Annotated in this window: 13 protein-coding genes; 10 read left to right on the top strand and 3 right to left on the bottom strand. The window is 72.3% G+C overall.

The features are described from left to right. Positions 1 to 130 precede the first annotated feature (130 nt). Entirely contained in the window at positions 131 to 1,519 is a 1,389-nt protein-coding gene (eccD, locus tag ACLQ2T_RS27690) for a type VII secretion integral membrane protein EccD (protein ID WP_425769296.1), read from the top strand. Positions 1,520 to 1,522: 3 nt separating this feature from the next. Here the strand turns inward: eccD and ACLQ2T_RS27685 are convergent, their stop codons facing one another. Further along, positions 1,523 to 2,269, bottom strand: a complete 747-nt coding sequence (locus tag ACLQ2T_RS27685) for an SUKH-3 domain-containing protein (RefSeq protein ID WP_425769295.1) — start codon at positions 2,267 to 2,269, stop codon at positions 1,523 to 1,525. Positions 2,270 to 2,410: 141 nt separating this feature from the next. On the opposite strand from ACLQ2T_RS27685, the gene eccB reads away from it, so the two are divergent. The 3 genes from eccB (at position 2,411) to ACLQ2T_RS27670 (ending at position 4,631) form a co-directional block, all read left to right on the top strand. Continuing rightward, positions 2,411 to 3,838, top strand: a complete 1,428-nt coding sequence (gene eccB, locus ACLQ2T_RS27680) for a type VII secretion protein EccB (RefSeq protein ID WP_425769294.1) — start codon at positions 2,411 to 2,413, stop codon at positions 3,836 to 3,838. A 161-nt stretch (positions 3,839 to 3,999) separates the two neighbouring features. Continuing rightward, positions 4,000 to 4,329, top strand: a complete 330-nt coding sequence (locus tag ACLQ2T_RS27675; protein ID WP_425769319.1) for a WXG100 family type VII secretion target — start codon at positions 4,000 to 4,002, stop codon at positions 4,327 to 4,329. Positions 4,330 to 4,343: 14 nt separating this feature from the next. Then, entirely contained in the window at positions 4,344 to 4,631 is a 288-nt protein-coding gene (locus ACLQ2T_RS27670; RefSeq protein WP_425769293.1) for a WXG100 family type VII secretion target, read from the top strand. Positions 4,632 to 4,746: 115 nt separating this feature from the next. Here the strand turns inward: ACLQ2T_RS27670 and mycP are convergent, their stop codons facing one another. Next, positions 4,747 to 6,045: a type VII secretion-associated serine protease mycosin gene (mycP, locus tag ACLQ2T_RS27665; RefSeq protein WP_425769292.1), complete on the bottom strand. Its 1,299-nt coding sequence runs from the start codon at positions 6,043 to 6,045 to the stop codon at positions 4,747 to 4,749. 126 nt (positions 6,046 to 6,171) lie between these two features. Between mycP and ACLQ2T_RS27660 the strand changes: the two genes are divergently transcribed. The 5 genes from ACLQ2T_RS27660 to ACLQ2T_RS27640 are packed head-to-tail and all read left to right on the top strand — an operon-like array spanning position 6,172 to position 23,213. Then, on the top strand, positions 6,172 to 6,564 hold the full coding sequence (locus ACLQ2T_RS27660; RefSeq protein WP_425769291.1) for a YbaB/EbfC family nucleoid-associated protein: 393 nt from the start codon (positions 6,172 to 6,174) through the stop codon (positions 6,562 to 6,564). Further along, positions 6,561 to 6,899, top strand: a complete 339-nt coding sequence (locus ACLQ2T_RS27655; RefSeq protein ID WP_425769290.1) for a hypothetical protein — start codon at positions 6,561 to 6,563, stop codon at positions 6,897 to 6,899. The genes ACLQ2T_RS27660 and ACLQ2T_RS27655 overlap by 4 nt, the downstream gene beginning before the upstream one ends. Before the next feature lie 45 nt (positions 6,900 to 6,944). Beyond that, positions 6,945 to 21,473, top strand: a complete 14,529-nt coding sequence (locus tag ACLQ2T_RS27650; RefSeq protein ID WP_425769289.1) for a toxin glutamine deamidase domain-containing protein — start codon at positions 6,945 to 6,947, stop codon at positions 21,471 to 21,473. 30 nt (positions 21,474 to 21,503) lie between these two features. Beyond that, positions 21,504 to 22,346, top strand: coding sequence for a DUF6406 domain-containing protein (locus ACLQ2T_RS27645; RefSeq protein ID WP_425769288.1), 843 nt, complete (start codon positions 21,504 to 21,506; stop codon positions 22,344 to 22,346). A gap of 45 nt (positions 22,347 to 22,391) precedes the next feature. Then, entirely contained in the window at positions 22,392 to 23,213 is an 822-nt protein-coding gene (locus ACLQ2T_RS27640; protein ID WP_425769287.1) for a DUF6406 domain-containing protein, read from the top strand. A 15-nt stretch (positions 23,214 to 23,228) separates the two neighbouring features. On the opposite strand, the gene ACLQ2T_RS27635 is transcribed toward ACLQ2T_RS27640, so the two are convergent. Further along, positions 23,229 to 23,765 carry a hypothetical protein gene (locus ACLQ2T_RS27635; protein ID WP_425769286.1) on the bottom strand — a complete coding sequence of 179 codons (537 nt, stop codon included), beginning with the start codon at positions 23,763 to 23,765 and terminating at the stop codon, positions 23,229 to 23,231. 69 nt (positions 23,766 to 23,834) lie between these two features. Here ACLQ2T_RS27635 and ACLQ2T_RS27630 point away from each other — a divergent pair, with 69 nt between their 5' ends. Beyond that, on the top strand, positions 23,835 to 24,086 hold the full coding sequence (locus ACLQ2T_RS27630; RefSeq protein WP_425769285.1) for an SCO4848 family membrane protein: 252 nt from the start codon (positions 23,835 to 23,837) through the stop codon (positions 24,084 to 24,086). Positions 24,087 to 24,659 lie beyond the last annotated feature (573 nt).

Here is a 24,659-nt window from a genome sequence, read left to right as displayed (position 1 = left end):
GAACCCCCGTACGCTCGGCCACCGCCGCGAACCGGCACCCGCGTCACCGGCACATGGTAGGTAGCCTTCTCCCGTCATGACAGCAGCGGGCCGATCGATCGGGCCCGCTTCGCGTACCGAAGGGTCTTCAGTGGTCACCCAGGCCGGAACCGGACTCGCGCGTATCGCCGTCGTCGCACCCAGTCGGCGGCTGGACCTAGCCCTGCCCGAGCACCTGCCGCTCGTCGGGCTGCTGCCGGCGGTGCTGCGTCAAGCCGACGAGGAACCCTCGGACGGCACCGCCCACGGTGGCTGGATGCTGCGACGCAGTGACGGCAGTGCCGTCGACCTGAGCCGTACCCTCGCCGCCCAGAACGTCCGCGACGGCGAGACCCTGCACCTGGTGCCCCGCCGTACCGAGTGGCCGGAGCTGGCGTACGACGATCTGATGGAGGCCGTGGCCGACGGGGCCCGGCGGCGGGGCGTGGCCTGGACCCCGTTCGCCACCCGGCTGACCGGCCTGATCGTGGCCGGGGTGCTGCTGCTGCTCGGCCTGGCCGTGATCGTGACCTCCGAACAACCCGGTTGGCTCGGCGGCGCGGTGGCCCTCGGCGCCGCCGCGCTGCTGCTGATCTGCGGCATCGTGCTGTCCCGGGCGATGGCCGACTCGCTGGCCGGTGCGGTGGTGGCCGCCGCCGGCCTGCCCTACGCCTTCGTCGGCGGGGTGCTGGTGATCGGCACCGGGGAGTCGGTGTGGGCACTGGGGGCACCGCACATCCTGCTCGGCTCGGCCGTGCTGCTGCTGTCCGGTCTGCTCGGCCTGCTCGGGGTGGGGGACGCCACCCGGGTCTTCGTGGCGGCGGTCTTCGTCGGCTTCTGGGGCATGGTCGGTGGACTGCTGGCGCTGGGCTCGATGGACGCCGCGCAGGGCAGCGCCGTCGTGGTCAGCGCGGTGGCCCTGCTGCTGCCGGCGATGCCGCTGCTCTCCGTCCGGCTGGGCAAGATGCCGATGCCGGCCCTGCCGCGTACCGCCGAGGATCTGCTGCGCGACGAACCGCAACCGAAGCGGGAGGTGATCTACCAGGCCACCGCCCGGGCCGACGAGGTGCTCACCGGCATGATCTTCGGTGCCTTCCTGGTCACCATCGGCTGCCTGGTGGTGCTCACCGCCACCGGGACGACCGCCGCATTGCTGCTCGCCGCCGTGGTCTCGCTGGGCTACCTGCTGCGGGCGCGGCTGGTGCCGACCGTCCGGCACCGGGTTCCGATGCTGGCCGTCGGCCTGGTGGGTCTGGGTCTGCTGCCCCTGGTCGGCGCTGCGGACGCCTCCACGGCGGCCCGGGTGCTGGCCGTGCTGCCGGTGGCGCTGGTGGCCGCCGGGATCTCCGCCGCCGCCGGGCTCGCCTACAGCCGGCGGGCCCCCTCGCCCCGACTGGCCCGGTTCGGCGACATCCTGGACATCCTGCTCCAGTTGGCCGTGGTGCCGGTGGCCTGCAGCGTGCTCGGCCTGTACGCCTTCATGCGCGCGATCAACGGCTGACCCTCACCAGTCGAGCTCACTGGCCTCGGTCATCTCGTCGCCCCGGATCAGGCTGACGATGGCCGAGTCGAGATCCGGTCCGACGAGGAACTCGTCGGCCCAGTGCAGCAGGAAGACCCGTCCCTGGGCGTCCATCACCAGCTCGGAGGGGCCGTCCTCGTTGTTGCCGATCGGGTAGACCGGGTTGTCGTACTCCTCGATGAAGCCCCGGGCGCCCTCGGTCGTCACCCCACCGCGGGTGGGGTGGAGGTAGCTGGTGAAGCCCCCGCCGGGTCGGCCGCTGCGGCCGAACTGGGGCAGGGTCAGGCCACCGAACTCGGTCAGCGCGGCCCGTGCCGTGGGTGGACACTCCAGACCCGCCAGATCATCGGCGAACCGGACCATCCAGTGATCCACCGCCGAGGTGACATCACGCCCGGGGAACCACCCGGCCGACTCCAGGACGTGGCGCACCTCCGGCGGGAAGCGACCCTCGGCCGCCTGGCGGCGGGCGTACCGCTCGGCGATCAGGTGCTCCGGCAGCGACGGCCACTGGGACACCTCCCCGGTCTCCCGGTCGATGACCGCCCGGGGGTAGCCCGTGGCCGGCGGTGGCGCCGGGGGCCCATCGGTGGCCGCAGCCGCCGGTTCGGCCCGCCACGCGACGAAGCCCAGGTCGAACTCGTGCAGGAAGACCTCGGGCGGGGGCCCGGGCCGACCGGCACCGGCCCACTGACGGGCGATCGCCAGGGCCTGGTCACGACTGATCATCGTTGCGCTCCTCGGGCTGCCGTCGTCGGCGTCGAGGGTCGACGCCGGGTGCGGGAACCGGCGGGCTCGACATCGTGCCTATGGTAGGCACCGCGGTCCGGCGATCGTGACCGTGCCGGCGTACGCCAGGGGGAGGGTGCCATGCCGTCGCGGCGGGACCAGGTTCAGTCGTACCAGTTCTTCGTGCAGCGGATGACCTCCGCTCTGGTGGCCCGCGAGCCGGACCCGGAGGCGGCGCCGTTCCGCCGGTTGGGTGGTGCCGGCTTCGCCAGTGTCATGGTGGCGGTGCTCTGCCTGGCCGGGGTCGGGGTGTACGGCCTGCTGCGCCCGGGTGGGGCTACCAAGTGGAAGGACGGCGGCGGGGTCATCCTGGAGAAGGAGACCGGCACCCGGTACCTGTACCGGGAGGGCCGGCTGCACCCAGTGGTCAACTACGCCTCCGCCCTGCTGGCCCTGGAGTCGGCCGCGCCGACGGTGTCGGTGTCCCGCAACTCCCTGGTCGGCACCCCCCGAGGTCCCCGCATCGGCATCCCGGACGCACCGGACGCGTTGCCGGCAGCGGGCCGCATCCTGGACGGCGCGTGGACCCTGTGCACCCAGCCCGCCCGGGACCCGGCAGGCGGCGTCGTCGCCACCACCGTGCTCACCGTCGGCCGGGCGCCCAGCGGGGGCCGGGAGCCGGGCGACGCGGCCCTGCTGGTCCGCGACCGCAAGACCAAACGGCTGCACCTGGTCTGGCGCGACCACCGGTACGAGATCCGCAACGAGAAGATTGTGCTGGAGGGTCTGGTGATGACCGCCGAACCGGTGGTCGAGGTCGGCGGGGCGTGGCTGAACGCCCTGCCCGCCGGTGAGACGATCACCCCTCGGCGGGTGCCCGACCGGGGCTCCTCCTCCACCGCCCTGCCGAACGCCCGGGTCGGTCAGGTCTATGTGGTCAAGAGCCAGAACGACAGCCGCCAGTACTACGTCGTCGAGCGGGAGCGGTTGGTCCCGATCACCCCCGTCCAGGCGGACGTCCTGCTGGCCGACGGCGAGACCCAGGCCGCGTACCAGGACGGGAGCAAACCGGTACCGATCGAACTCGCCGCCGGTACGGCCGCCGCCGCACCTAAGGCCTCTCCGCCCCAGCAGGGGCGACACCGCGCACCGGAGCAGCGCCCGGAGATCGCCCGGCTCAGCGGCAGCGACCCGGCCATCTGTGCGGAGTACCAGCCCGGCCAGAACGAGCCGACCGTGTTGCTCGACGCGCAGGTCGAGCCGGTACGGGAACCGGTGCGCACCCGGGAGCAGACCGGCAGCGGAGTCCCGCTGGCCGACCGGGTCGTCATCGAGCCCGGCTACGGCGTACTGGTCAACGCCTTGTCCTCGCCCGATCAGGAAAACGGCACCCTGAACCTGGTCACCGACCTGGGCTACCGCTATCCGCTGGCCTCCGAGGGGGTGCCGGCGATGCTCGGCTACTCGGGTGTGCAACCGGTACGCCTGCCGGCGAGCCTGGTGGTGCGGCTGCCCGCCGGACCGGCACTCGATCCGACCAGTGCGAAACAGGCACTTGATCCGGAATGACGGTCACCACCCATAATGGAGTGGTAGCCGGGTCGCCGGTCTAGCGCGGGCTGGATGCGACCCGTTACCGTTCGAGCGACGATGGTGCGTGAGCGCCGACTGAAAGACCGCCCCCGATGCCTGCGGGGCGATCCCAAACGAGGACGGGGGTGACTTCCGCCATGTCGATGCGTACCGACACCGGCTTGATGCTGAAGACCGAGGGTGACGTCGATGCTGTCGCCGATCGGCTCACCAGCAACCTGAACGGGCTGATGAACGAGCTCGCGCCGCTCTACGACCAGTGGAAGGGTGCTGGGGCGGGTTCGTTCCAGCAGGTTCGTGAGCGGTTCGACCAGGACATGGCCCGGCTCAACATCGCGCTGCGCGCGATCGCCGAGGCCGTCGGTTCGGCCGGTAAGGACTACGACGTCAGCGACGAAGAGGTCCGAGCCGACATGAGCAGCGCCGGTGCGACCGCCGGTCAGATCACCGCAGCACTGAAGCTCTGACGGGGGAACTCACGATGGAAATCAAGTACAACTTCGCCGGTCTGAACGCGGCGGCCGACAGCTGTAACGGTTCGGTCCGGAACATGACCAGCGAGCTGGAGGGCCTCAAGTCGGGCATCGCCCCGCTGCTGGCCACCTGGGACGGCGAAGCCCGCGAGGCGTACTTCCAGCGCCAGCGCGAGTGGGAGTCCGCCGCCAACGACCTGCGTGACCTGCTCACCCGCATCGAGCGGGCGCTGCGCGAGTCGGCCGGCAAGATGCAGGCCCGCGAGGCGGCCAACCGGGCCAAGTTCGGCGGCTGAGCCGCTCCCGCTACACCCGATGGCCCGGCGATCCGCCGGGCCATCGTCATGTCTACCCCCCCGGTGGGTTCGGGGCGCCTGATGCTGCGGGTTTCCGGGTCGGGTGGTGCCGCCGTCAGCCCCGCGAGGTCGAGGAGGGTACCCGGAAGAAGACCTCCTCAGGCTCGTCGATCTCCGGCCGGGCGGGCGGGGGTGCGGCCGGTCGGGTGGGCCGCCACCGGGTACGCCGCCCACGCGGCAGCAGACTAGCCAGCACCGCCACCCCGATCGAGATGGTGGCCAGGCCCAGCCCGATCCAGAGGGCCAACTGGCCGAACAGGGCCCAGCGTTCGGCACGGGCCTCGGCCGCCGCGTTCTGCGGCACCTCCGGCAGCGGCGGCGGTGGCACCGGCTTCGCGGTGGTCAGCCGTTCGGTGACCGCCCGGTACGGGTTGACCACCCCGCTGCCGTAGCCGTGTGCCGCGTCGCCCCGGGCCGGATCGGCGGTGGCCAGAATCCGCCGGGTGACCTCATTGGCCGACAGCCCCGGCTCCGCCGCACGGATCAGCGCGGCGGTCGCGCTGACCATCGGAGTGGCGAAGCTGGTGCCGTCGTACGCGGCGTGACCGGTCAGCCTGGTCGCCGCCACCACCGCCCCACCCGGGGCCACGATGTCCACGTACGGACCGATCTGGGACTGCCGGATGCGGGAGCCGGTCTCGTCGATGGCGCCCACTCCGATCACCCCCTCGTAGCTGGCGGGGTAGGGCACCGGATCGGGCCGGGCGCCGTCCTGGTGCAGGTTGCCCACGGCGGCGACCAGTACGACGTCCTTGTCGACCGCGTACCGGATCGCCTGCTGCACATCAGGGTCCGGGCGGTAGAGGGTCACCGACATGTTGATCACCTTGGCGCCGTCGTCGACCGCCCGCATGATCGCCTGGGCGAAGACCGCGCCGCTGACGGAGGCACCGGCGGTGTCCGCGCTCTCGGTGGCGTTGCGTTCACTGACCCGGATCGGCACGATCGTGACGTCCGGTGCCAGGCCGTGGAAGCCCACCCCCTCCTGCCGGGCGGCGGCGATGATGCTGGCGACCGCCGTACCGTGCGAGACACAGTCCACGTCGCCGCCCGGTGCGCCACGCAGCGCGTCGAATCCGGTGGCCACCCGCCCCGCCAACTGGGGATGACTACTGTCGGTGCCGGAGTCGATCACCGCTACCCGTACCTGGGCGCCCGTGCTGAACGGCCACACCCGCTGCGGGGCCAGCCACCGCTGATGCCACGGGGTCTCGGTGTTGACCTCGCCGGGGTCGCTCGGGTTCTGGCATATCGCCGGATTTGCCTGGGCCGGTGCCGGAGCGGAGACCGCGAGTGCCGTGGTCAGCACCGCTCCCACCAGGGCGAGAGTCGCCATAGGACGGCTGCGGACCATTCCTGCTCACCTCCGGTCGACCGGTGCCGGTGCATCCTAGCGACCGGTCGCCCATCCCTGATGTCGCCTACATTCAGTATGGTCGAGTCGTCATGTGGCAGGGGCGCGACGGGGAGGGACACCGCCATGGACGTACAGGCGCTGCGCGCTCGTGCCGACGAGCTGATGGCCCAGTTCGAGCGGATGCGCTCCGGGGTCGGCGACCTCCAGCAGCAGCTCAAGGCGGTGAAGTCGACGGTCACCTCCGACGACGGTCTGGTCACCGTCACCGTCGGGCCGCGCGGTCAGGTGACCAAGGTCGAGTTCGATCCGCGCATCTACCGTCGCCCGAATTCCAAGGAACTGTCCGCCACGGTCACCGAGACCATCCACCGCGCCACGGCGGAGGTGATGGGCGAGGTCGAGCGACTGCTCCAGCCGTACGTGCCGGACAGCCAGTTCCAGGCCTACATCGACCACGACCTGGACGGCATCTTCCGCCAGTTGGACAGTGACCTGCCCGGGGAGGACAAGCGATGACCGAGCTCCGCGAGACTTTCGTCAACCCGGACGGCGCGTTGGAGGGTGCCGCCACCCTGACCACCGCCGGCGCCCAACTGGCCGCTCGCTGGCGGGGTCTCGCCGGCACCATCAACACCCTCAACGGTGCCCGGCCCTGGGGCGACGACGAGCCCGGCAAGGAGTTCAACAAGAGCTACCTGGACGGTGAGCAGCCGGCGCAGAAGGTGCTGGACCTGACCGGCGACATCGTGCCCGTGGTGGAGCAGATGGGTCCGGCGGTCAAGGGCGCCGTGGAGGGCACCGTGGATACCGACGACATGGTCAAGACGCTGTTCGGAGGCGGCGGCAAGTAGCCGTTCTGCACTTCGCGGTAGACATCGGACAGAGGGGCGCACGGAGTGGCGATACCCAATCCCAAGGACTCGCTGGGCGAGTACGGCTGGGTCTGGGACGCCATCTGCTGGGTCAGCGCCGGTGAGGCGTGGCCCACCGGCGACGAGGACCGGATGCGCGAGCTGGCCGATGCCTGGCAGTCCCTGGCTGACCTGGTGCGGGAGACCCTCTCCGAGGCCGACCCGGCGGTCATGAAGATTCTTCAGAACTGGGGTGGCGGGGCCGGCGAGGCCTTCGGTGCCCTGTGGAACCAGATCGGGGTGGACCCGAACACCGGACTGCCCCTGATCCACGAGATCGCGGCCGCCTACGCATCCGGCTGCGACCAGGCGGCCCTGGAGATCGAGTACGCCAAACTGACCGTGCTGATCGCCGTCATGATCACCGTCATCGCGGTCTTCGTCGCCCTGCTTATGGCCTGGCTGGGCGGGGTCTCCGCCGGTGCCATCCCGGGCATCCTGGCCGCTGGCCGACAGGCCGTGACGGTCGCCTTCCGTCGGCTCATCGCCCAGATGGGACGGCAGTTGCTCACCCGGGCGGGGATGCAGGCGGCACTGCGCACCGCCGGGTCCCGGGTCGGGCAGATCGTCACGAGTCAGGGTTTCCGGCAGGGCCTCAACCGGCTGGGCCTGGAGCTGCTGGAGGAGATCGGCGAGGAGCTGATCATCGATGTCGGCGCCCAGGCGTACCAGATGCGCAGCGGCGAGCGACGCCAGTGGGACGGCAACCGGACCCTGACGGCGGGCGTCGGCGGCGCGTACGGTGCCGTGCTGGGTTCCGGCATGAACTGGGCCGGCCGTAGGGCGGCGCCCCGGATGCCCTTCTCGTTCAGCCCGAACCGGCTGTCCTTCCCGGGCAGCGGGGTGGTGCGCTGGGGCACCAACAGCATCGCCTCAGGTGCCCAGAACGCCCTCATCTCACCGGCCGCGAGCGTGCTCGCCAACGCCAGCGTCAACCAACAGTTCGTCCTCCCCGGCGCGGACGCCTTCCTCGGCGGATTCGCCAGCGGTGCCGGTCGCACCGGCGCCACCCTCGCCGGTGGCGCCACCGGCAACATGGCCGCGAAGGTCACCAACCTCGGCCTCGACCGGCTGAACGTCTCGATCACCCCCGGGGCAGGTCTCGGCGCAGGTTTCGATCCTTCTTCCGGGGTAGGCGGGGCGGACCTCGGCAACCTCGGCAACACCAACAGTGGCGCCGGTGCAACCGGCGCGGAAGGGGGCACTTCGAGCGGCCCCGGCCGTGGAGCGACGGAGACCGACACCGGTCAGCAGGGCGGCGGTACCGGCCAGACAGGCGGCGGGACCAGCCAGTCCGGCGGGGGGACCGTACCGCAGAGCGGGTCGGGTTCGATCAGCCTCGCCCCGGCAACGACCGATCCGGCCGCCGGCGCACCCTCCGAGGGTTCCCCGACAGCCGGTTCTCCGGCGACCGGCTCCCCGACGGCAGGTTTCCCGGCGACCGGCAATGTGGACCTGGCCAGCGGTGCCACCGACCCCAGCCCCGCCGCTGCCGATGGGCGGGTCGACGAGACCACCGCAGCGACCCAGCCCGACGAGGCGGCCACCACCGGCGGCAGGGTGCCGAACGAAGGCACCCCCTCTCCGGCAGCTCCGGGCGGGGAGACCGGCCCGGACGGCACCCGGACCGATCCGGCTACGCCGGTCAGCGAGGCCCCCACCACCGACCGCCCCGGGTCCGACTCCACCGGGCAGACCGGCCCGGCCGACCGGGTCGACGGCGGGCCGCCAGCCGAGCAGGCCGCTCGGGACACCCCGACGAACACCACCGGCGACCGATCCCAGGGCCCAGTGGCCGACACCACCGGCGACCGGGCTCCGAGTTCCCCGGCCGACACCTCGTCCGATGCGGTGCAGAGTGCGCCCGTCGACACCTCGTCCGGCCACACTCCCGGCGTAGGCCCGGTTCCGGACACCGGCCGCGTCGGTACGAGCGGCGACGGTACCCGCGCCCCGGTCGTCACCGGGGCGGATCCGCTCGCCGCGGACCTCCCACCGGCCATGCTGCCCGGCGCACCACCGGTCGGCCCTGCGGCCGGACCGACCCCGGGCACGGTCGCACCGACCAGCACGGTGAGCCCACCGCAGGCGACCACCGCGCCGCCCGCCGGCAATCCCGCTCCCACGCCGTCGACCTCCTCGTCGACCCCCTCGGCCACCGCGCCGGGAACCCCGACGGCCACAACCACCACGCCCACCAGCGGCAACACCGGTATCCAAACGGCACCGGCCCCGAGAGCACCGGCGAACACCACGGCCGCGAACTCGGCCGGATCGGTCTCGCTGGCCCCGCCCACCAACATCAGCCCGACCCCACCGACCACTGCCAACTCGGTCTCGCAGGTCAACACCAACCCGGCCTCGCCCGCCAACGCCAACCCAACCCCGCAGGCCAACGTTGGCCCGGTCTCGCAGGCCAATGCCGGTCCGGCCCCGCAGGTCGAGGCCAGCCCTGCCGCCCCGGCCGAGACGGCAGGCGGTACGCCGAATGTCGCGTCCACGCCAGCGGGGGTCGATGCGAACACCACCCCCGCGCGTGCGGGCACCGAGGTGCAGGCCACGCCCGGGACCCCGGACGCCGCCACGGACCCGGCGGCCGACCGGGCCGAACCGGCCGACCGGGCCGAACCGGCTGACCGGGCCGAACCGGCTGACCGGGCCGAACCGGCTGACCGGGCCGAACCGGCTGACCGGGCCGATCCGGCTGACCGGGCCGATCCGGCTGATCGGTCGACGACCGGCGGGCCGGTCGTCATCGTGGCCCCGGTCAGCACGGGGACCCTCCAGCCGGGCGATCCGGCGGTGCCGGGCACCGACCGGGGCCCGGTGGATCCGAACACTGTTCGGCGCTCCGAAGGACCGACCGGGGGTGGTACGCACAGCTGGCAGTTGGCCCCGACGGCGGTCGACGGCGATCCGACCGGCCCGGAGGTGGAGCGGGCGCTGATCGAGGCGTCACGGGCCCTGGCCGAGGCCGCCCGGCGGGCGGTGAAGGACGGTTCGATCTCCCGGGCCAAGCAGCCCGGCACCTCCGGTGCCCTGCTGATGCCCGACGGTGGCATCACCACCCACACCAGCATGACTGCGGACAAGGGCACCAAGCCGCCGACCCAGCCGGCCGTGCATCCGCTGGCGCAGGCCGCACTGGACCGTACGGCGGCGGCCCTGCCGGACGGAACCGGCAGTGGGCACGGCAAGTGCGCCGAGGTGGCCCTGGTCTCTGATCAGCTCTACCGGCTCGAAGCGCAGTGGCGCGCGGCGGGCGAGCCTGGCCAGTTCGAGCAGTACGCGCTGGACGCCCTCAACGGCGCCAAGATCATCACTCATCAGGTGAGACCGGCGCGGCAGAACGACATCGTCTACGACCTGGGGCACCACCGGCCGCCCTGCCGTTCCTGCGCCCACTTCCTGCCGCAGTTCGCCATCGAGCCGATCGCGGACCCGGAGCGGGACTCCCAGACCTACCAGCCGCCGGTCCCCGGTGTGGTGGGCAACGGCCCGCCGTTGAGCGACAACCGACCCTACGGCGACCCGAACGGCCTGGTCCCCCCGGCACAGGCCGACCAGCAGGCCCTCGACGCTGCCGTGCCCCGCGACCCGGCGAGCGGCGGACCGGTGGTGCATCCGGACCCCCGCGTCGGGCAGTGGGCGGCCCTGGTCAACGACGGTGGTCCGACCGTCCCGGGGCGCGACAACAACTGCGCGGACGTCGGGCTCTCCGTCCTGGCCACCTGGTTCGGTCGGCCGGAGGTGGCCGCGCCGACGGCTGCGTCCGCCGAGGTGGAACAGGGCAGCACGGCCCGGCAGGAACAGGCCCTGCGCACCGAGTTCACCCACCAGGGAACCGGCAACCCGGGGCTGGAGGCGGTCGCCGACGCGCTGCGGGCCGCCGGCCCCGGCTCGGCGGCCCTGATCATCACCACCCAGCCGGACGGCAACGGAGCGCACACCTGGAACGCCGTCAACCACGAGGGCACCATCATCTGGGTCGACGCGCAGAACCAGTTGATCTCCGACCGCGAGCCGGTGCACGGCGAGCCGGGCAACGTCTGGTCGATCGTGCTCGACGCCGAGGGCGACCCGCATCGCCACTCGGTCACCGACACCGACACCGACACCGAGACCGAGACCGAGGCCCGGCCACCGGCACCCCCGGACTCGACGGCGCCCGACGGGACCCAGGTACCCCCCGAACGGTCCGATCAGCAGGGCGGAAACCCGGCGGCCGAGACCCGGTCCGGTCCGGCCGGCACCAGATCCGACAGCCCGAGTGACCCCGGCAGCCCTCCCGGCACCGAGGGCCCCAGTGACCCCGGCGCCCCGGCACCGGACGGCGACCCGGCGCCGAGCCCGTACCTGGACGGGCTCCCGGAGTCGGATCAGACGACCCTGCACGAGGCGCTGGCCGACGCGCGCCTGGACGCCGATCGGATCCTGGCCGACCTGCACGGGGTCAATGCCGAGGTGAACGCCCGGCTTGGGCTGACCGGGGCGGACGCGCTGAGCACCCTCGGCGAGCAGCACCGGGTCAAGGGTGCCGAGTCGCTGGCCCGCAAGTACCGCACCGAGTGGGAACCGCTGGGCTACGACCTAGACTCCGCGCTGGAGGCCGTCAACGACGTGGTGCGGTTCTCGGTGCAGGGGCCGGAGACCGAGGCGTACGGGCCGGCGGTGGACGCCGTGCTGTCCTCGCTGGAGGCGCAGGGCTACCAGGTCACCGACCTGAAGAACTTCTGGCACCCGGGCAACCGGTTCTTCGGACTGAACTGCACCCTGACCTCGCCGACCGGACGCACCTTCGAGTTGCAGTTCCCGACGGCGACCAGTTACGCGATCGGCAAGCAGACCCATGTGCCGTACGAGGTGATGCGGGACCCCGCGCAGACACCGGCCGCTCGGATACATGCCTTCCTGGACATCCTCGCGATCAACAAGGCCAACGGCATCGCGGCGAGGATGCCGGGCGGAACGGACTCCGCACGGTTCGACACCCCGAAGAACACCAGCTTCGCGAAGTGGATGGCCTCACCCGGGCAGGCGAGTGTGCGACAGGCGTACCTCGACTCGCTCGGGCAGCAGGGGCAGACCTTCGCCGACGTGCTCGCCGCGCGAGGATTGACGGCGTCCGACCTGCCCGGTCTGGATCCTGACCTGATGGGGGGCCCGCATGACGGCGCTGACGTTCGGCTACTTCCTCCTGCGGAGACCGGACGATCCGACGGGTCCACCGGTCAACGTGATCGCCGAGGCGCAGAGTTCGGGACCGACCCAGGCGGTGATCTGGGACCGTCCGACGGGCGCGTGGACCTTCCGTCCGGACGTGGCGGCGGCGATCCTGTGGGCGAATCCGGAACGCCACGCGATCGAACGGGTGGACCGGGCGACCGCGGAACGCCAGGTGGCCCACTTCACGAGGGTGCCGCTGCCGACGGAAGCCGAACTGACGGAGATCTGCCGCCAGGCGACCTGACCCCGGGGCCGCCGTCGCTACAGGAGGGCCGGCGGTTCGGGCCGGGCGAACTGGCACCGCTGGAGAGTCGCCGCTTCCACGACGACCTGGCCGCCAGCCTGGCCACCCCGCAGGGGTACGCGGTGTTCGCCGACCCCTCCACCCACCCGTACGGGCGGTTGGTCAACGACGGCGGGCCGGATCAGCCGGGCCGGAGCAACAACTGCCTGGACAGTTCGCTGTCGGCGCTGGCCAGCTTCCACGGTGACCCGCAGGTGTCGCGCCCACGGTGGCCGGACCGACTGGCCGACGGATCCATCGACCGACTCTCCGGGGAGCAGGGCGGACTGGAGCGGGCCGAGGCGTGGATCGGCGGGCAGTGGATCGGTGGCCCGGATGCTCTGCCCACCGACCTGTCGGCACGTACCGAGGCGGTGGCCGCCCAGTACGCCGACCTGTACCAGCAGGTGGCCGACGCCGGACCGGGTGCCTCGGCACTCGTCGTCGCCGACTGGTTGTTCCTCGACGGCGCCGGCAATGTCGTCCTGGACGAGAACGGCCAACCGCAGGTCGACGGCTCGCACGCCTTCGTGATCGTCTTCCCGGCCGACGCCGAGGCGCCGGTGTGGTGGGATCCCCAGACGGGCACGACGTCGGTGGACATGCCGGCCGCCGACGTGCGGGACACCCACGCCCTCTGGGCGATGATGGTGCCTGACGGAGAGGGGCGAGTTGACCGAGGACGAGGCGCTGACGCTGATCAGCCGGCTGCTGGGAACCGGGAATCCGATAATGATTCGGGAGTTCGAGTTCGGCTGGCTGGCCCGGGAGAGACTCTCGGAGCAGGAACGGGCCTCGGGGATGCAGGTGGGCCAGGGCAGCTACATCATCGACCGGACGGGAGTGATCACGGTTCACTCCAGCCTGCCACCCCGGCGGATCATGGAGGAGTACTCCCAGGCCCGACGCGAGGGCCGGATCAAGGGTCGGCAGGTCTGGCCCGAACCGGAACCGACAGCCTGACCGACCCGGACGGCCCGACCGATACCGCCGACCCGACCGATCCTGGCAGCCTGACCGATACCGCCGACTTCGACGGACCCGCCGGGCCGCCGGGCTCCGACTCCGACCCGACCCTCGCCGAGGGGCCCGACCTGCGGCAGGCCGCCGCCGGTACGACCTTCGGCGGTGCCCTGCTCGACATCGATGCGGCCCGGACCGCCGAGGCCGTGCAGGCGGCGCTGACCGACGGCCCGCTGCCCGAACAGTCGAGGGTGGACCCGGCCACCGGCACGGTCACCCTGGACACGGCGGAGGGCCCCTACCGGGTACGGATCGAGCTGACCGACCCACCGGCCGGGGTGCCATTCGTGCCGGTGGCCACCGTGGCATACACCGCCGACGGTGCCGTGGTGCAGGTGTCCACCGGTGCCCACCCGGACCATGTCCGGCGGGCCGTGTCCGCGATGCTCGCGGAGGTGGACACGGTCGCCCAGGACCGCGCCGTCGACCTGCGTACCGACGCCACCACCGCCCTGGCCGAGGGTGCCCGACCCGAGTACGACGGCACCCGTGTCCTCACCGCCCGGGACATCGGCCGGCTGGCCGAACTGCGGATGGTGCTCGTCGACAGTGCCGCCACCACCGATGCGGCCCGGGCCGGTCAGTTGCAGGCCGAGGCGTTGAGCCTGCTCGTCACCTCCGGCCTGCTGGAGCAGGAGCCGACCCACGCCGTACACGGGCTGGGTGGCAACCACCCGGTGGTCGGACCGGAGGCGGCGCGGGCCCGACTGGAAGTGATCCGCAGCCACCTGGGTCCGGTCGCCCCGGCGGTCGAGAACCTGATCGGCCAGGCGACCGACGGGCAGCTCGTCGCGGACCTGCGCGCCGCCCGGTCGGCCATCCGCGCCGAGGCCCGTACCTGGGCGCAGCAGGCCACCGCGCTGCGCAACGACGCCGACCTGGCCCTGACCACCAGGGTCGACGCGACCCTGGACATCGCACCGGACCATGTCTTCGGTCGGCTGGTGATCGGTGGGGGCTGGGCCGCCACGGCCGACTTCGTCACCATGGGAGCCGCCCCCGACACCGGCACCGGCCTGCCCCCGGTGCTCTGCGTGTCCCAGGGCCATGACCCCTGGGCGGAGCGACAGGCCCTGCTGATGGGCCAGGTCCCGTCGGAGTTGGAGCTGCCGGGGCTGCCGTTCCAGCCGGCCGACCTGGCCGAGGCGGGCACCCAGTTCGCCCCCTCCGACGTCTTCGCCGACGCGGTGGGAGCGGCCCGGGCCCTCAGCGGAATGCCCACCTACCAGGGCACGGCGACCGCGATCACTCCCCGCCCGGCCGATGCGGTGGGGTGGCCGGAGGGCGCCAACTTCCGGGTCACCGTGGGCGGGCGGCAGTTCTTTACCGCCTCGGTCGATGTCGCCTCCGGACCCGGCCCCTCCCGGGTACCGAACGCGCCCGCCGACACCACCGGCCGGTACGTCGACCCGACGACCGGCTACCGGGTCGACCGGTCCGGTCCGGCCCCGGTGTTCCACGCCCCCGACGGCACCCCGGTCGACCCGGACACCCTGCCGGCCACGGTACGAACCGTCCTCGGTGCCAACCCCTCCGCCGCCCCCCTGCTGACGGACCTCACCGGACGGCCCACCGATCCGCTGGTGGCCGATCCGATCTCCGGCTACGCCGTGGACCCCGCGACCGGGCAGCTCTTCGACCCCGAAGGTCGACCGGTGGACCCCGGCACCCTGGCCGAGGAGGTACGCGCCCGACTCGGTCACGCGCCGGACGGCTCCTTCGCTGATCCCCGTCGGTCCGCCCCGGCTGTCGACTTCGGCGGGCAGAATCTGGCCGACGCCTACGGACCCGGCGACCGGGTGCTCGTCTTCGGCGCCGGTGCCTCCGGTGCCTGGGACATCGAGCAGGCCGTGGCCTCCCCGGCCGGCAGCGTCGACTGGTCGGCCCGGGGGGTGGATCCGCCGCCCCAGCAGTTGACCGGCGACCCGACGCACGACGCCGAGGCCCGGCTGCGGCACAGCTTCGGCGGCGGGTACAACCGGCGCAACACCCTGCCCGAGGTCGGGGCCTACGCCGACTCCGTACGCAGCCAGGTGACCCAGTCGCTGCGGGAGATCGTCAGTCTGCGGCACACCGTGGACGGCGGATTCCTGGTCGAGTTCACCGACGGCAGCCGACAGACGTACGACCGGGTGGTCTTCTCGATCGGTCAGGCCCCGGAATATCCGGGAGGTGTCGCCGACCTGCTCTCCCAGGTGAGCCTGGCGCCCCTGCACGGGCCGGCTACCGCGTACGACGGCCCGGCCGACGTGCTGGGCCTGCGGGACACCAGCGGCCAGTTGCGGGTGCTCGGCGGGGCCGGGGTGGCCGCTCCGCTGTTGGCCAAGGTCGGCCCGGCGCTGCGGCAGACCATCGTGGACCAGGCCGCCGCCCTGCCGGACGATTCCCGGGGCATCCCGCCCAGCATCCGGTTCCACGCCCAGCGGATCGCCGAGGCGAACCTGGGCGCCCCGGAGGTGCCCTCAGACCTCGTCCCAGCGGGCGACCCCGAGCAGCCGCCAACCCCACTGGATGTCGAGCCATGGCAGGGGGCCGTACCGGGCGTCCAGTTCCCGGCCCAGGGGCGGCATCTCGACTCCGACGGGCCTGCCGTCGATGTCCTGCCCGACGCCCTTGGCGACCACCTCGACGGAGTTACCCCACCATTCGACGTAGCGCAGGGCGGGAAGGTTACGGCTGGCGGCGAGGGCCTCGGCCCCGGCCGGCCCGAGGCCGCAACCGGCCAGCCCCAGCCAACGCAACCGACCCAGGTACGCGGAGGCGGCCAGGGCGGCGACACCGTCGTCACCGATCGGGTTGTCGCTCAGGTCGAGGGCGACCAGGCGCCCCAGGCTGGGGACGGCGGCGACCTGCGGCATCAGCCCGGCCGCCTCGACCAGGGTCAGGTGGCGGACGGGAAGGTGGGCGAAGACCTCGGCACCGTGGTCGACGAAGGCGCGGGCCGTCATCGTCACCAGTTCGACGAGTCCGTGGCGCACCTTCCAGTCGACGAGTCGGTGAGCGACCGGAGCGGCGAGCCGGGCCACGACACGCCGATACCGCAGGGCGGCCGCCCGGTCGGGCCGGGTTCCCGCCAGGGCGGTGCGGATCAGCTCGGCGTGGTCGGGGTCGGTGGCCTCGATGGCGTCGGCGAACCGGCGACGCAGGTCGAGGTCGTCGGGGGCGGCCAGGATGGCGGCGTACAGCTCGGCGGGCGTGGCCATGACGGCAGGGTATCGACGGCCGGCTCGCTGACCGCCGGTGCCGTGCCGGGTTCGACCTTCCACGGGTTGGGTAGACCGGCCCCCGACCCGGTTGCGGTGCTGGACCTGGCGCGGACCGCCCTGCCGCAGGTGGCGCCGTACGCGCAGGTGGAGGCGGTGGTACCGGCCGGTCCGGACCGGTTCGAGATCCGTCCGGCCGGGCAGCCGCCGCTGACCGTGCGGCTCACCGCCGGGCCGTTGGCCGACGCCGTGGTGGCCCAGTCGGTCCGCGACCCCGACGGGACCTTCACGGTCACCGTGTCGGATCGGGCCGCGAACCATGCGGTGGTCCGGGCCCTGGCCCACGAGGTGGCCGAACTGGTCGCACTGCACGAGACCGGTCGGGCGCTGGTCGGCCCACTGGACCCGGGCAACGTACGCGGTCCGATCGACCCCTCCGGGCTCACCGCCCACGATCGGGGCCGGCTCGCCGAGATCCGGCTGCTCGCCGCCGGGTACCCCACCACGGACGCCCAGGGTCGACGGGCCGTACGTGCCGAGATCGACGCCCTGGCCGGCCACCTCGGGCTGCGGGTGGGTGACCCGGGTGTCCGGGCCCGGTGGGGGCTGCTTCCGCCCGACGTACTGGCCCATCTGATGCAGCTCAGCGTTCCCTCGCTGACTGCGGGGGAGGTGTCGAGGGTGCTCGCCGGGGCGCCGACCCTCACCGAGGTGGAACGGGTTCGGTTGATCGACTACCGGTCCCGGCTGGCGCCCGACTTCCAGGTGCCGCAGGGGGCGGAGCTGCCCGCCCGGCTGCGAGAGCTGGCCGTCGAGGCAGAACACACCCAGTCCGGTATGCCGCGGATGCCGGCCTTCGCGGGACAGATCATGGGCATCCCCCCGGCGCAGCTGGACCGGGTCCGGGCGGTGGACCCCCCGCTCGCCGACCGACTGGCCCGCGAAGGGGTCTATGTCGACCTGACCGGCCGCTACGATCTGCGCCCGTACATGGTGGCGGAGGTGCCGGCCATCGACCTCGGTGCGGCCCGTCCGGCGTACGACCTCGGCACGGCGGCCGGTCGGCAGGCCCAACTGCACGAGGACCGGCAGCGGGCCCGCGCCGCCCTGCGAGGGCTGCGCGGCGACCAGGCCGCGGCCCTGCTGGCCGACCACGACTTCCACTACCAGGGCACCGCCCGGTGGATGGGGCTGGTGCCGGACGTCCTGACGGACCTGCTGCGCAGCATCACCCCCGTCCCGCCCGCCCCGACCCCCCAGGGCGAGAGCACCTCGACCCAGGGACCCTCCGGTGACACCCGGGTGGTGGCCGACCGGGTGACCCTGCCACCGGACACCCCCACCGCACCCGGTCCGGCCTACGGCCCGGCCCAGGACGTCCGGACCGGGCAGCCGGCGCCCCTGTTCGACGGGCCGCCGAAGCGGGAGGAGGTGCAGCAGGGGGCGCTCGGCGACTGCGGCATGATCGCGGTGATCGGCGCGGTGGCCGGCCACCTGCCGGACACGATCGCCCAGATGTTCCACCCCAACCCGGACGGCTCGGTCGACGTGCTGCTGCACGAGGCCGACGGCCCGGGTCAGTCCGTCACCCCGACCGGACGTCAGTTGCGGGTCACGGTCTGGCCGGACGTACCGCTGCACCCCCACTCGAACGGTCGCAGCGCGTACGCCGACCAGTCGACGGTCGGCACCTCTTGGGCCTCCCTGCTGGAGAAGGCGATCGCCGCGGTCGACCGCACCTGGACCTCGCAACGCCACGACCTGTGGCAGCAGCAGTGGAGCGCCCGGCCCGGGGCGGATCCGCATCAGGCCGCCCCGCTCGGCTACGCCCGCCTGGGCAACGGCAGCAGCCGACTGGTGCAGGCGGAACTGCTCACCCAACTGACCGGCCTGCCCAGCAGCGTGAGTCAACTCGACCCGACCCCCGGCCGGGAGGCCGAGGCGGAGGCCCGGTTGGCCACCCTGCTGGCCGCCGGCAGCCCGGTGATCACCGGAACCCTGCCGGCCGCCCGGTACCCCGGCAAACCCCCGTACAAGCTCATCCCCGGCCATGCCTACGAGGTCGTGTCGGTGGCGAACGGGCAGGTGCAGCTGCGGAATCCGTGGAATGCCAGCCACCCCACCCCGATGCCGGTACGCGCCTTCCTGGATCTGATGAACCCCTGGTACGGGCACATCGAGGTGGCGCAGAGCAGCGTGGCGGCGCTGCCGGACTCCGACTTCCACGGGCAGGGCCGACCGACGGCCGATCCGACCGGGGTGCTCGACCGGGCCCGGCTGGTGCTGCCCACGCTGGCCGCCACGATCGGCGCGGACCAGGTCGTCGCCGTCGGCCCGGATAGCTTCGAGGTGCGGGCGGGCGGGCTGCCGCCGCTGCGGGTCCAGGTCACCACCGGCACCCTCACCGGCACGACGGTGGCCCAGACGACCCGCAACCTCGACGGCACCTTCACCCTCACGGTCTCCGACCGGGCCCTCGACCCCGTGGTGGACCGCGCGATGGCCCACGAACTGGCCGAGCTGGTGGCCCGGCACGAGACCGGCCAGGCCCAGGCCGGTCTCTTCGACCAGGGCGCCGCCGAGCAACCCATCGACCCGGCCGGTCTCACCGCCCGCGATCGGGGCCGGCTGGCGGAGCTGCGCCTGCTGGCCGCCGCGTACCCGGCCGCCGACCCGAGCACCCGGCTGGTCCTGCGCCGCGAGATCGACGCCCTGGTCGACCGGCTCGGCCTACGCTGGGGTACGCCGCAGGCAGCGGCCCGCCTGGCGCTGCTCCCCGCCGACGTGTGGCACCAGGTAATCCGGTTGAGCGTGCCGACGATCACGCCGGAGGCGGTGGCCAGGGCGCTGGCCGTGAACCCGAATCCGAACCGGGTGCAACGTTTCCGGGCCATCGACTACCGCGCCCGCCTGGCGCCCGACTTCCGGCCGTCGACCGCCGCCGAAATCACTGCCAAGCTGCGCGAGCTGGCTGTGCAGGGGGAGCAGACCCAGTCCTCGCTGCCCCGGATGCCGGCCCTGGCCGGGCAGGTCATCGGCCTGCCGCCGGCCACCCTGGACTCGATCCGCCGCACCGATCCCCAGTTGGCCGACCGGCTGGCCGCCGAGGGCGTCTACATCGACCTGACCGGCCGCTTCGACCTGCGCCCGTACACCCTCGACGGCGCCCCCGAGTTCCAACTCTCGGTGTCGGCCCCCGCCTTCGACCTGAACACCGAGGCCGGCCGCAGGTCACTGCTGGCCGAGGACCGCAGCCGGGTGACCGCCGCCTTCCGTGCCGCGTACGGGTCGAATCCCGCCGCGATGGCGGTGCTCAGCACCCACGGCTTCCACTACCAGAGCGACGCCCGGCTGATGGCGCTGGTCCCGAACGCCCTGACCGACGCGCTGCGGGCGATGCTGCCCCCGGATCCCAGCACGATCGTCGAGGTTGACGTCGAGGTCGAGCCGACCGTCAGCGGCAGCGAGGTGGCCGTGGTCGCCGACCGGGTAACCCTGCCCGACCCGGATGCGAGCCGCCCGGTCGAGTACGGCCAGGCCTTGGACGACCGCACCGGGCGACCAGCGCCTCTCTTCGACGGCCCACCGCGCCGCGAGCAGGTAAACCAGGGCGTACTCGGGGACTGCGGGATGCTAGCCACCATGGCCGCCGTCGCCGGGCACCGGTCGGATGCGCTGGCGCGACTCTTTCAGCCGAACCCGGACGGCTCGGTCGACGTGCTGCTGCACGAGAGCGTGCCGCAGGGTGGCACCTCGACACCCACCGGCCGGCGCCTGCGGATCACCGTACGGCCGGATGTGCCGCTGCGTACCGGCAGCCCGGGGATGTCTGCCTATGCCGACAGCTCGGTGAACGGTTCAGGCTGGGCGGCGGTGCTGGAGAAGGCGCTGGCGGCGGTCGACCGGACCTGGACCAACCAGCGACGCGACGCCTGGCAGCGGGACTGGAGCAGTTGGCACAGCAAGGACGATCCGCATCGGGCGGCCCCGCTCGGCTACGCCCGCTTGGACGTGGGCAGCACCAGCGAACTCCAGGCCGAGCTGATGACCCAGTTGACCGGTATGCCGAGCCGCATGTCGCTCTTCGACACCAGACCGGGGCAGGAGGCCGCCGTCGCCGCTCGGCTGGCCGCCCTCCTGGCCGCCGGAAGTCCGGTTATCGCCGGTACCCGGCCCGAGGACGCCTACCCACCGGGACTTGCCAGTCTGCCGTTCGGGCTCTACGCCCAGCACGCCTACGAGGTCGTGTCGGTGACCGACGGTCTGGTGCAGCTGCGCAACCCATGGGGTCACGAACATCCTGCACCGATTCCGGTCCGGGACTTCCTGAACCTGATGGGGCCCGGCTACGCCCACATGGACATCGCAGGTACGAGCCCCGCCCCGCAGGCCAGCGCACCGACCAGCCCTTACATCCCACCTGCCCAGCTGGCGACGCCGCTGACGGCCTCGATCCCGGTGCCGCGGGCGGCGGAGAAGACGGCCGTGGCGGCGGGGAGCAAGCCGCGCCGACACACCCTGGGACGCACCGACCTGGAAGACGAGCGGGCCGTCGTCAGCTACCTTGCGCTCCTGGGCGACGACGGTTCGGTGAGCGGCCTGGGCGTGGTGGTGTCATCCGGTAACAGCCAGCGGGAGGCCCACTGGCTGGCCAGCGGTGCGGCCGGCGTCGGGAGGTCGCTGAACGTCGGGCGGGTCGAGGCGGAGCGGATCGCCCGCGAGGTGCTCGGGTTTAAGCTTCCGCAGGAGTCCGCGCTGCACGAGATGATTGACGGCTGAGGATGCCGGCCACAGGGACAGGGGGACCCGTTGCGATCCTTCACCGCCAACACGTCGATCCGTAACAACGTCCCAACCGACATCGGGTCCGCCCGACTCGGGGTGCGTTGGGTCGCTGTGGGACCACCGGTGCGTGCCGAAATCGTCGTCATGCCGCGCCGGGAGGGAGACACCACGCGGTACGAGGTGACCCTCGGCGAGACCTTTCCGGTGGGCGAGGAGACCTGGCGCTTCGCGGATCTCGACATGACCAGTGCCAACCACTGGCAGGTGAAGATCCGTCGGGTGGACGAGGACGAGGTGATGGAGCCGCCCACCGGTCACCTCTGGAAGCGGGCACGCTTGCGCCCGTACGGGCAACTCGACGAGGCGCAACTCCAGTCGGTCGAGGCGGCGCTGGGGCATCCGCTTCCGCCGGACTACCGCGACTGGCTGCGCCGGAACAACGGCGCCCTGCCCGAGGTCGAGCACCACATTCCCGGTGCGCCGTTCTCGCTGCTGCCCGAGCGTCCGCTGTTCGGGATGCACCCCCAGTACCCGCCCTTCGACCTGGTGCACGCGCAGCGCGTACACCGGGATCCGTGGTTTTCGCCGGACTGGTTGGTGATCGCCAACCCCTTCGGCGGGCTGCTGGTGATCGGCGCGCGAACGCTCAAGGGACATGTCTATTTCCTGCACGAGTTGGATCTGCTGGGCCCGCCCGGCCCGGCCGCCTCAGCGGTACGGGAGCGGAAGCTGCGGGCGGTGGCCTGGTCGATGGGGGAGTTCATCGGGAAGCTGACCCCGAAGGAGCCCGACGATCAACCGGCGGTGCAGATCCTGCCGCCCGGCACCGCGACCGACCCGCGCAACTACCAGGAGGGCCCGTTCTGAGCAGGTCTGTCTCGACGCCCAGCCGGGAGAACCGGGAGAGAAGCGTTGCGCTCCTTCACTGATGTCGCCACCATCGCGAACAATGCCACCGCCAACGTGGGACCGGCCCGACTCGGGGTCCGGTGGGTCGATGTCGGGCCGCCGGTACGTGCCGAGATCATCGTCATGCCCTTCGGGGGCGGGGAGGACCGCGACCACGAGCTAACCCTTGGTGAGACCTTCCCGGTCGGTGAGGAGAGGTGGCGGTTCGCCGATCTCACCATGTCCAGCCTGGACGAGTGGGAGGTCGTCGTTCGCCGGGTGGACGGCGAGGAGGCGGCGCAGTCGCCGACCGCCCGGCCGTGGGAGTCGGCGCGGCTTCGCCCCTACGGCCGACTGGACGAGGAGCAACTCCGGTCGGTGGAGGCCGCCCTCGGGGTGCGGCTGCCGATGGAGTACCGCGACTGGCTGGGCCGGAACAACGGGGCCCTGCCCGAGGTGGAACACCACATTCCGGGGGTTTCGTTCACCCTGATGCCGGAACGCCCGCTGTTCGGGGTGCACCCGCAGTACCCCTCCGTCGATCTGGTGCACGCCCAGCGGGTCCATCGGGACCCCTGGCTGTCGAGGGACTGGCTGGTCATCGCCAGGCCCTCGGGGGGTCTGCTGCTGGTCTCGGCAGCAGCGACCGGCAACGAGGTGATCCACTTCCTGCACGAGCAGGACATGGTCGGTCCACCCGGCCCGGCGGCCTCCCTGGCCCGCGAACGCAAGCTGCGCCCGGTGGCGGAGGCCATGCCCGAACTCATCGGTCGACTGACTCCGCTGGACCTGCCTGACCTGCCGCCCGCCCAACTCGCCACCGATCAGGAGACCGGCCCCAGGTGAGCGGGCTGGGTGCGGTCAACGGAGCTGGTTCAGCAGTTCGGCGTACGTGCCACCAACCGCGGCCAGCCGATCGCGCCGGAACCGGCCCGGCTCACGCTGGTGCAGTTGCCGACCCCGGTCGCTGACGAAGGCCTCACCGGGGATCTCCTCCCCGTCGGGGGCGAACTTGACCACCTCGTCCAGGGCGGCGACGGCACGGGTGAGTGCGGCCCGCGCCCGCTGTGCCGCCGCACCGGTGGACTCCGCCGGCACCGAGGCGGCGTACGCGTCGGCGACCAGCAGCCATTCGCCCGGATCGAGCAGCTGGGAGGGCTCGTCACCGCCGTAGCGGAACCCGCCACCCGCATCGGTCGGCGTGGCCGGTAGCCGGAAGACGAACTCCCGTTCCTCGCCGCAGCCCTCGCAGGCGCCGGTGTAGCGGCTGGCCAGGTCCCCGTCGGCCAACGCGACGACGGAACTGTGCCGGGGAAACCGGGTGGACCCACACGAGCAGGCGTGCAGATCCATGTAGAGGTGCGCCTCCGCGTTGGTACGGCTGAGCGGCGGATTCATGTGCTCAACCGTACCGATCGAACCAGCTTGCTGACCGCCCCGGTGACGCCGCTGGCATACTCGGCCTCCATGGTGCTGTCGCGAGGTTGGGCGGTCTTCCTCACCGGGGTCGGGGTCTGGACCTGGGTGATCTGGCCCCGCTTCGCCCTGGCCATCTGGAACGACCCCAGGTCGTGGGCCAGCTCAGTGGTCGGGGACTGGCCGGCGACCGGCTTTCTCTGGGTGCACGCGTTGCTGATCGGCGCCTCGTTGGCCATCGGCACGACCGTCGGTCTGCTCGGCGTCCGCGCCTGGAGAGCAGCATCCCGCCGTACGCCCTGAGTCCGGGCAACCGTTCGACTCCCATCAGTACGGCAGGTCAGCCGGGTCCTCGTCATGCTGAGGGGTGTCTCATCGGGGTGTGACCGGGGCCGCTCCCGCTCGATTTGACGATCATTCCATCGGACGCGTAACTTTCTCTCTGCCAGCGCGGAACGGGCGAAACGGGGCGAAAGACCCGAGAGCCCGAGCCGATGGCACCGGGTCCTGGACGGGAACTTCCTGGCCAGGCTCGGACCGGGTGGTGCTCGCTCGATACGCCGGGAGGCGGATTTGGCGGAGCGAAACCGACCGGGTAAGGTTCACGACCGGCAGGGAACCGGGCGAGCCTGCGGGAGACCGCAGCGGCCGGCCTGCCAAATCCGATGACCTGGCAAGGCGGATCTCCGCTGCGCTGGATCGCGGGTGCCGAACCGCTTGAAGCGTGACGGACCGGGACACACCGGTTGACACGGGCCAGACGGTGAGGTAACGTAGTAAAAGTGCCCGGCGCGAGAGTGGCGGGTGCGGGATTGGAACGGTAGCCCCGGATGGTGGCCCTGGTGGGTTGTCTGATGGTGTGTGGTTGTTCTTTGA

The sequence above is a fragment of the Micromonospora sp. DT229 genome, from assembly GCF_049844505.1.
Classification (GTDB): Bacteria; Actinomycetota; Actinomycetes; order Mycobacteriales; family Micromonosporaceae; genus Micromonospora.
This window is presented reverse-complemented; position numbering and strand designations above follow the sequence as displayed.

Bases quoted from the DNA above. Each gene is read 5' to 3' on its own strand.
- ACLQ2T_RS27685 (WP_425769295.1), bottom strand. From the start codon at position 2,269: ATGATCAGTCGTGACCAGGCCCTGGCGATCGCCCGTCAGTGGGCCGGT.
- eccB (WP_425769294.1), top strand. From the start codon at position 2,411: ATGCCGTCGCGGCGGGACCAGGTTCAGTCGTACCAGTTCTTCGTGCAG.
- ACLQ2T_RS27675 (WP_425769319.1), top strand. From the start codon at position 4,000: ATGTCGATGCGTACCGACACCGGCTTGATGCTGAAGACCGAGGGTGAC.
- ACLQ2T_RS27670 (WP_425769293.1), top strand. From the start codon at position 4,344: ATGGAAATCAAGTACAACTTCGCCGGTCTGAACGCGGCGGCCGACAGC.
- mycP (WP_425769292.1), bottom strand. From the start codon at position 6,045: ATGGTCCGCAGCCGTCCTATGGCGACTCTCGCCCTGGTGGGAGCGGTG.
- ACLQ2T_RS27660 (WP_425769291.1), top strand. From the start codon at position 6,172: ATGGACGTACAGGCGCTGCGCGCTCGTGCCGACGAGCTGATGGCCCAG.
- ACLQ2T_RS27655 (WP_425769290.1), top strand. From the start codon at position 6,561: ATGACCGAGCTCCGCGAGACTTTCGTCAACCCGGACGGCGCGTTGGAG.
- ACLQ2T_RS27635 (WP_425769286.1), bottom strand. From the start codon at position 23,765: ATGAATCCGCCGCTCAGCCGTACCAACGCGGAGGCGCACCTCTACATG.
- ACLQ2T_RS27630 (WP_425769285.1), top strand. From the start codon at position 23,835: ATGGTGCTGTCGCGAGGTTGGGCGGTCTTCCTCACCGGGGTCGGGGTC.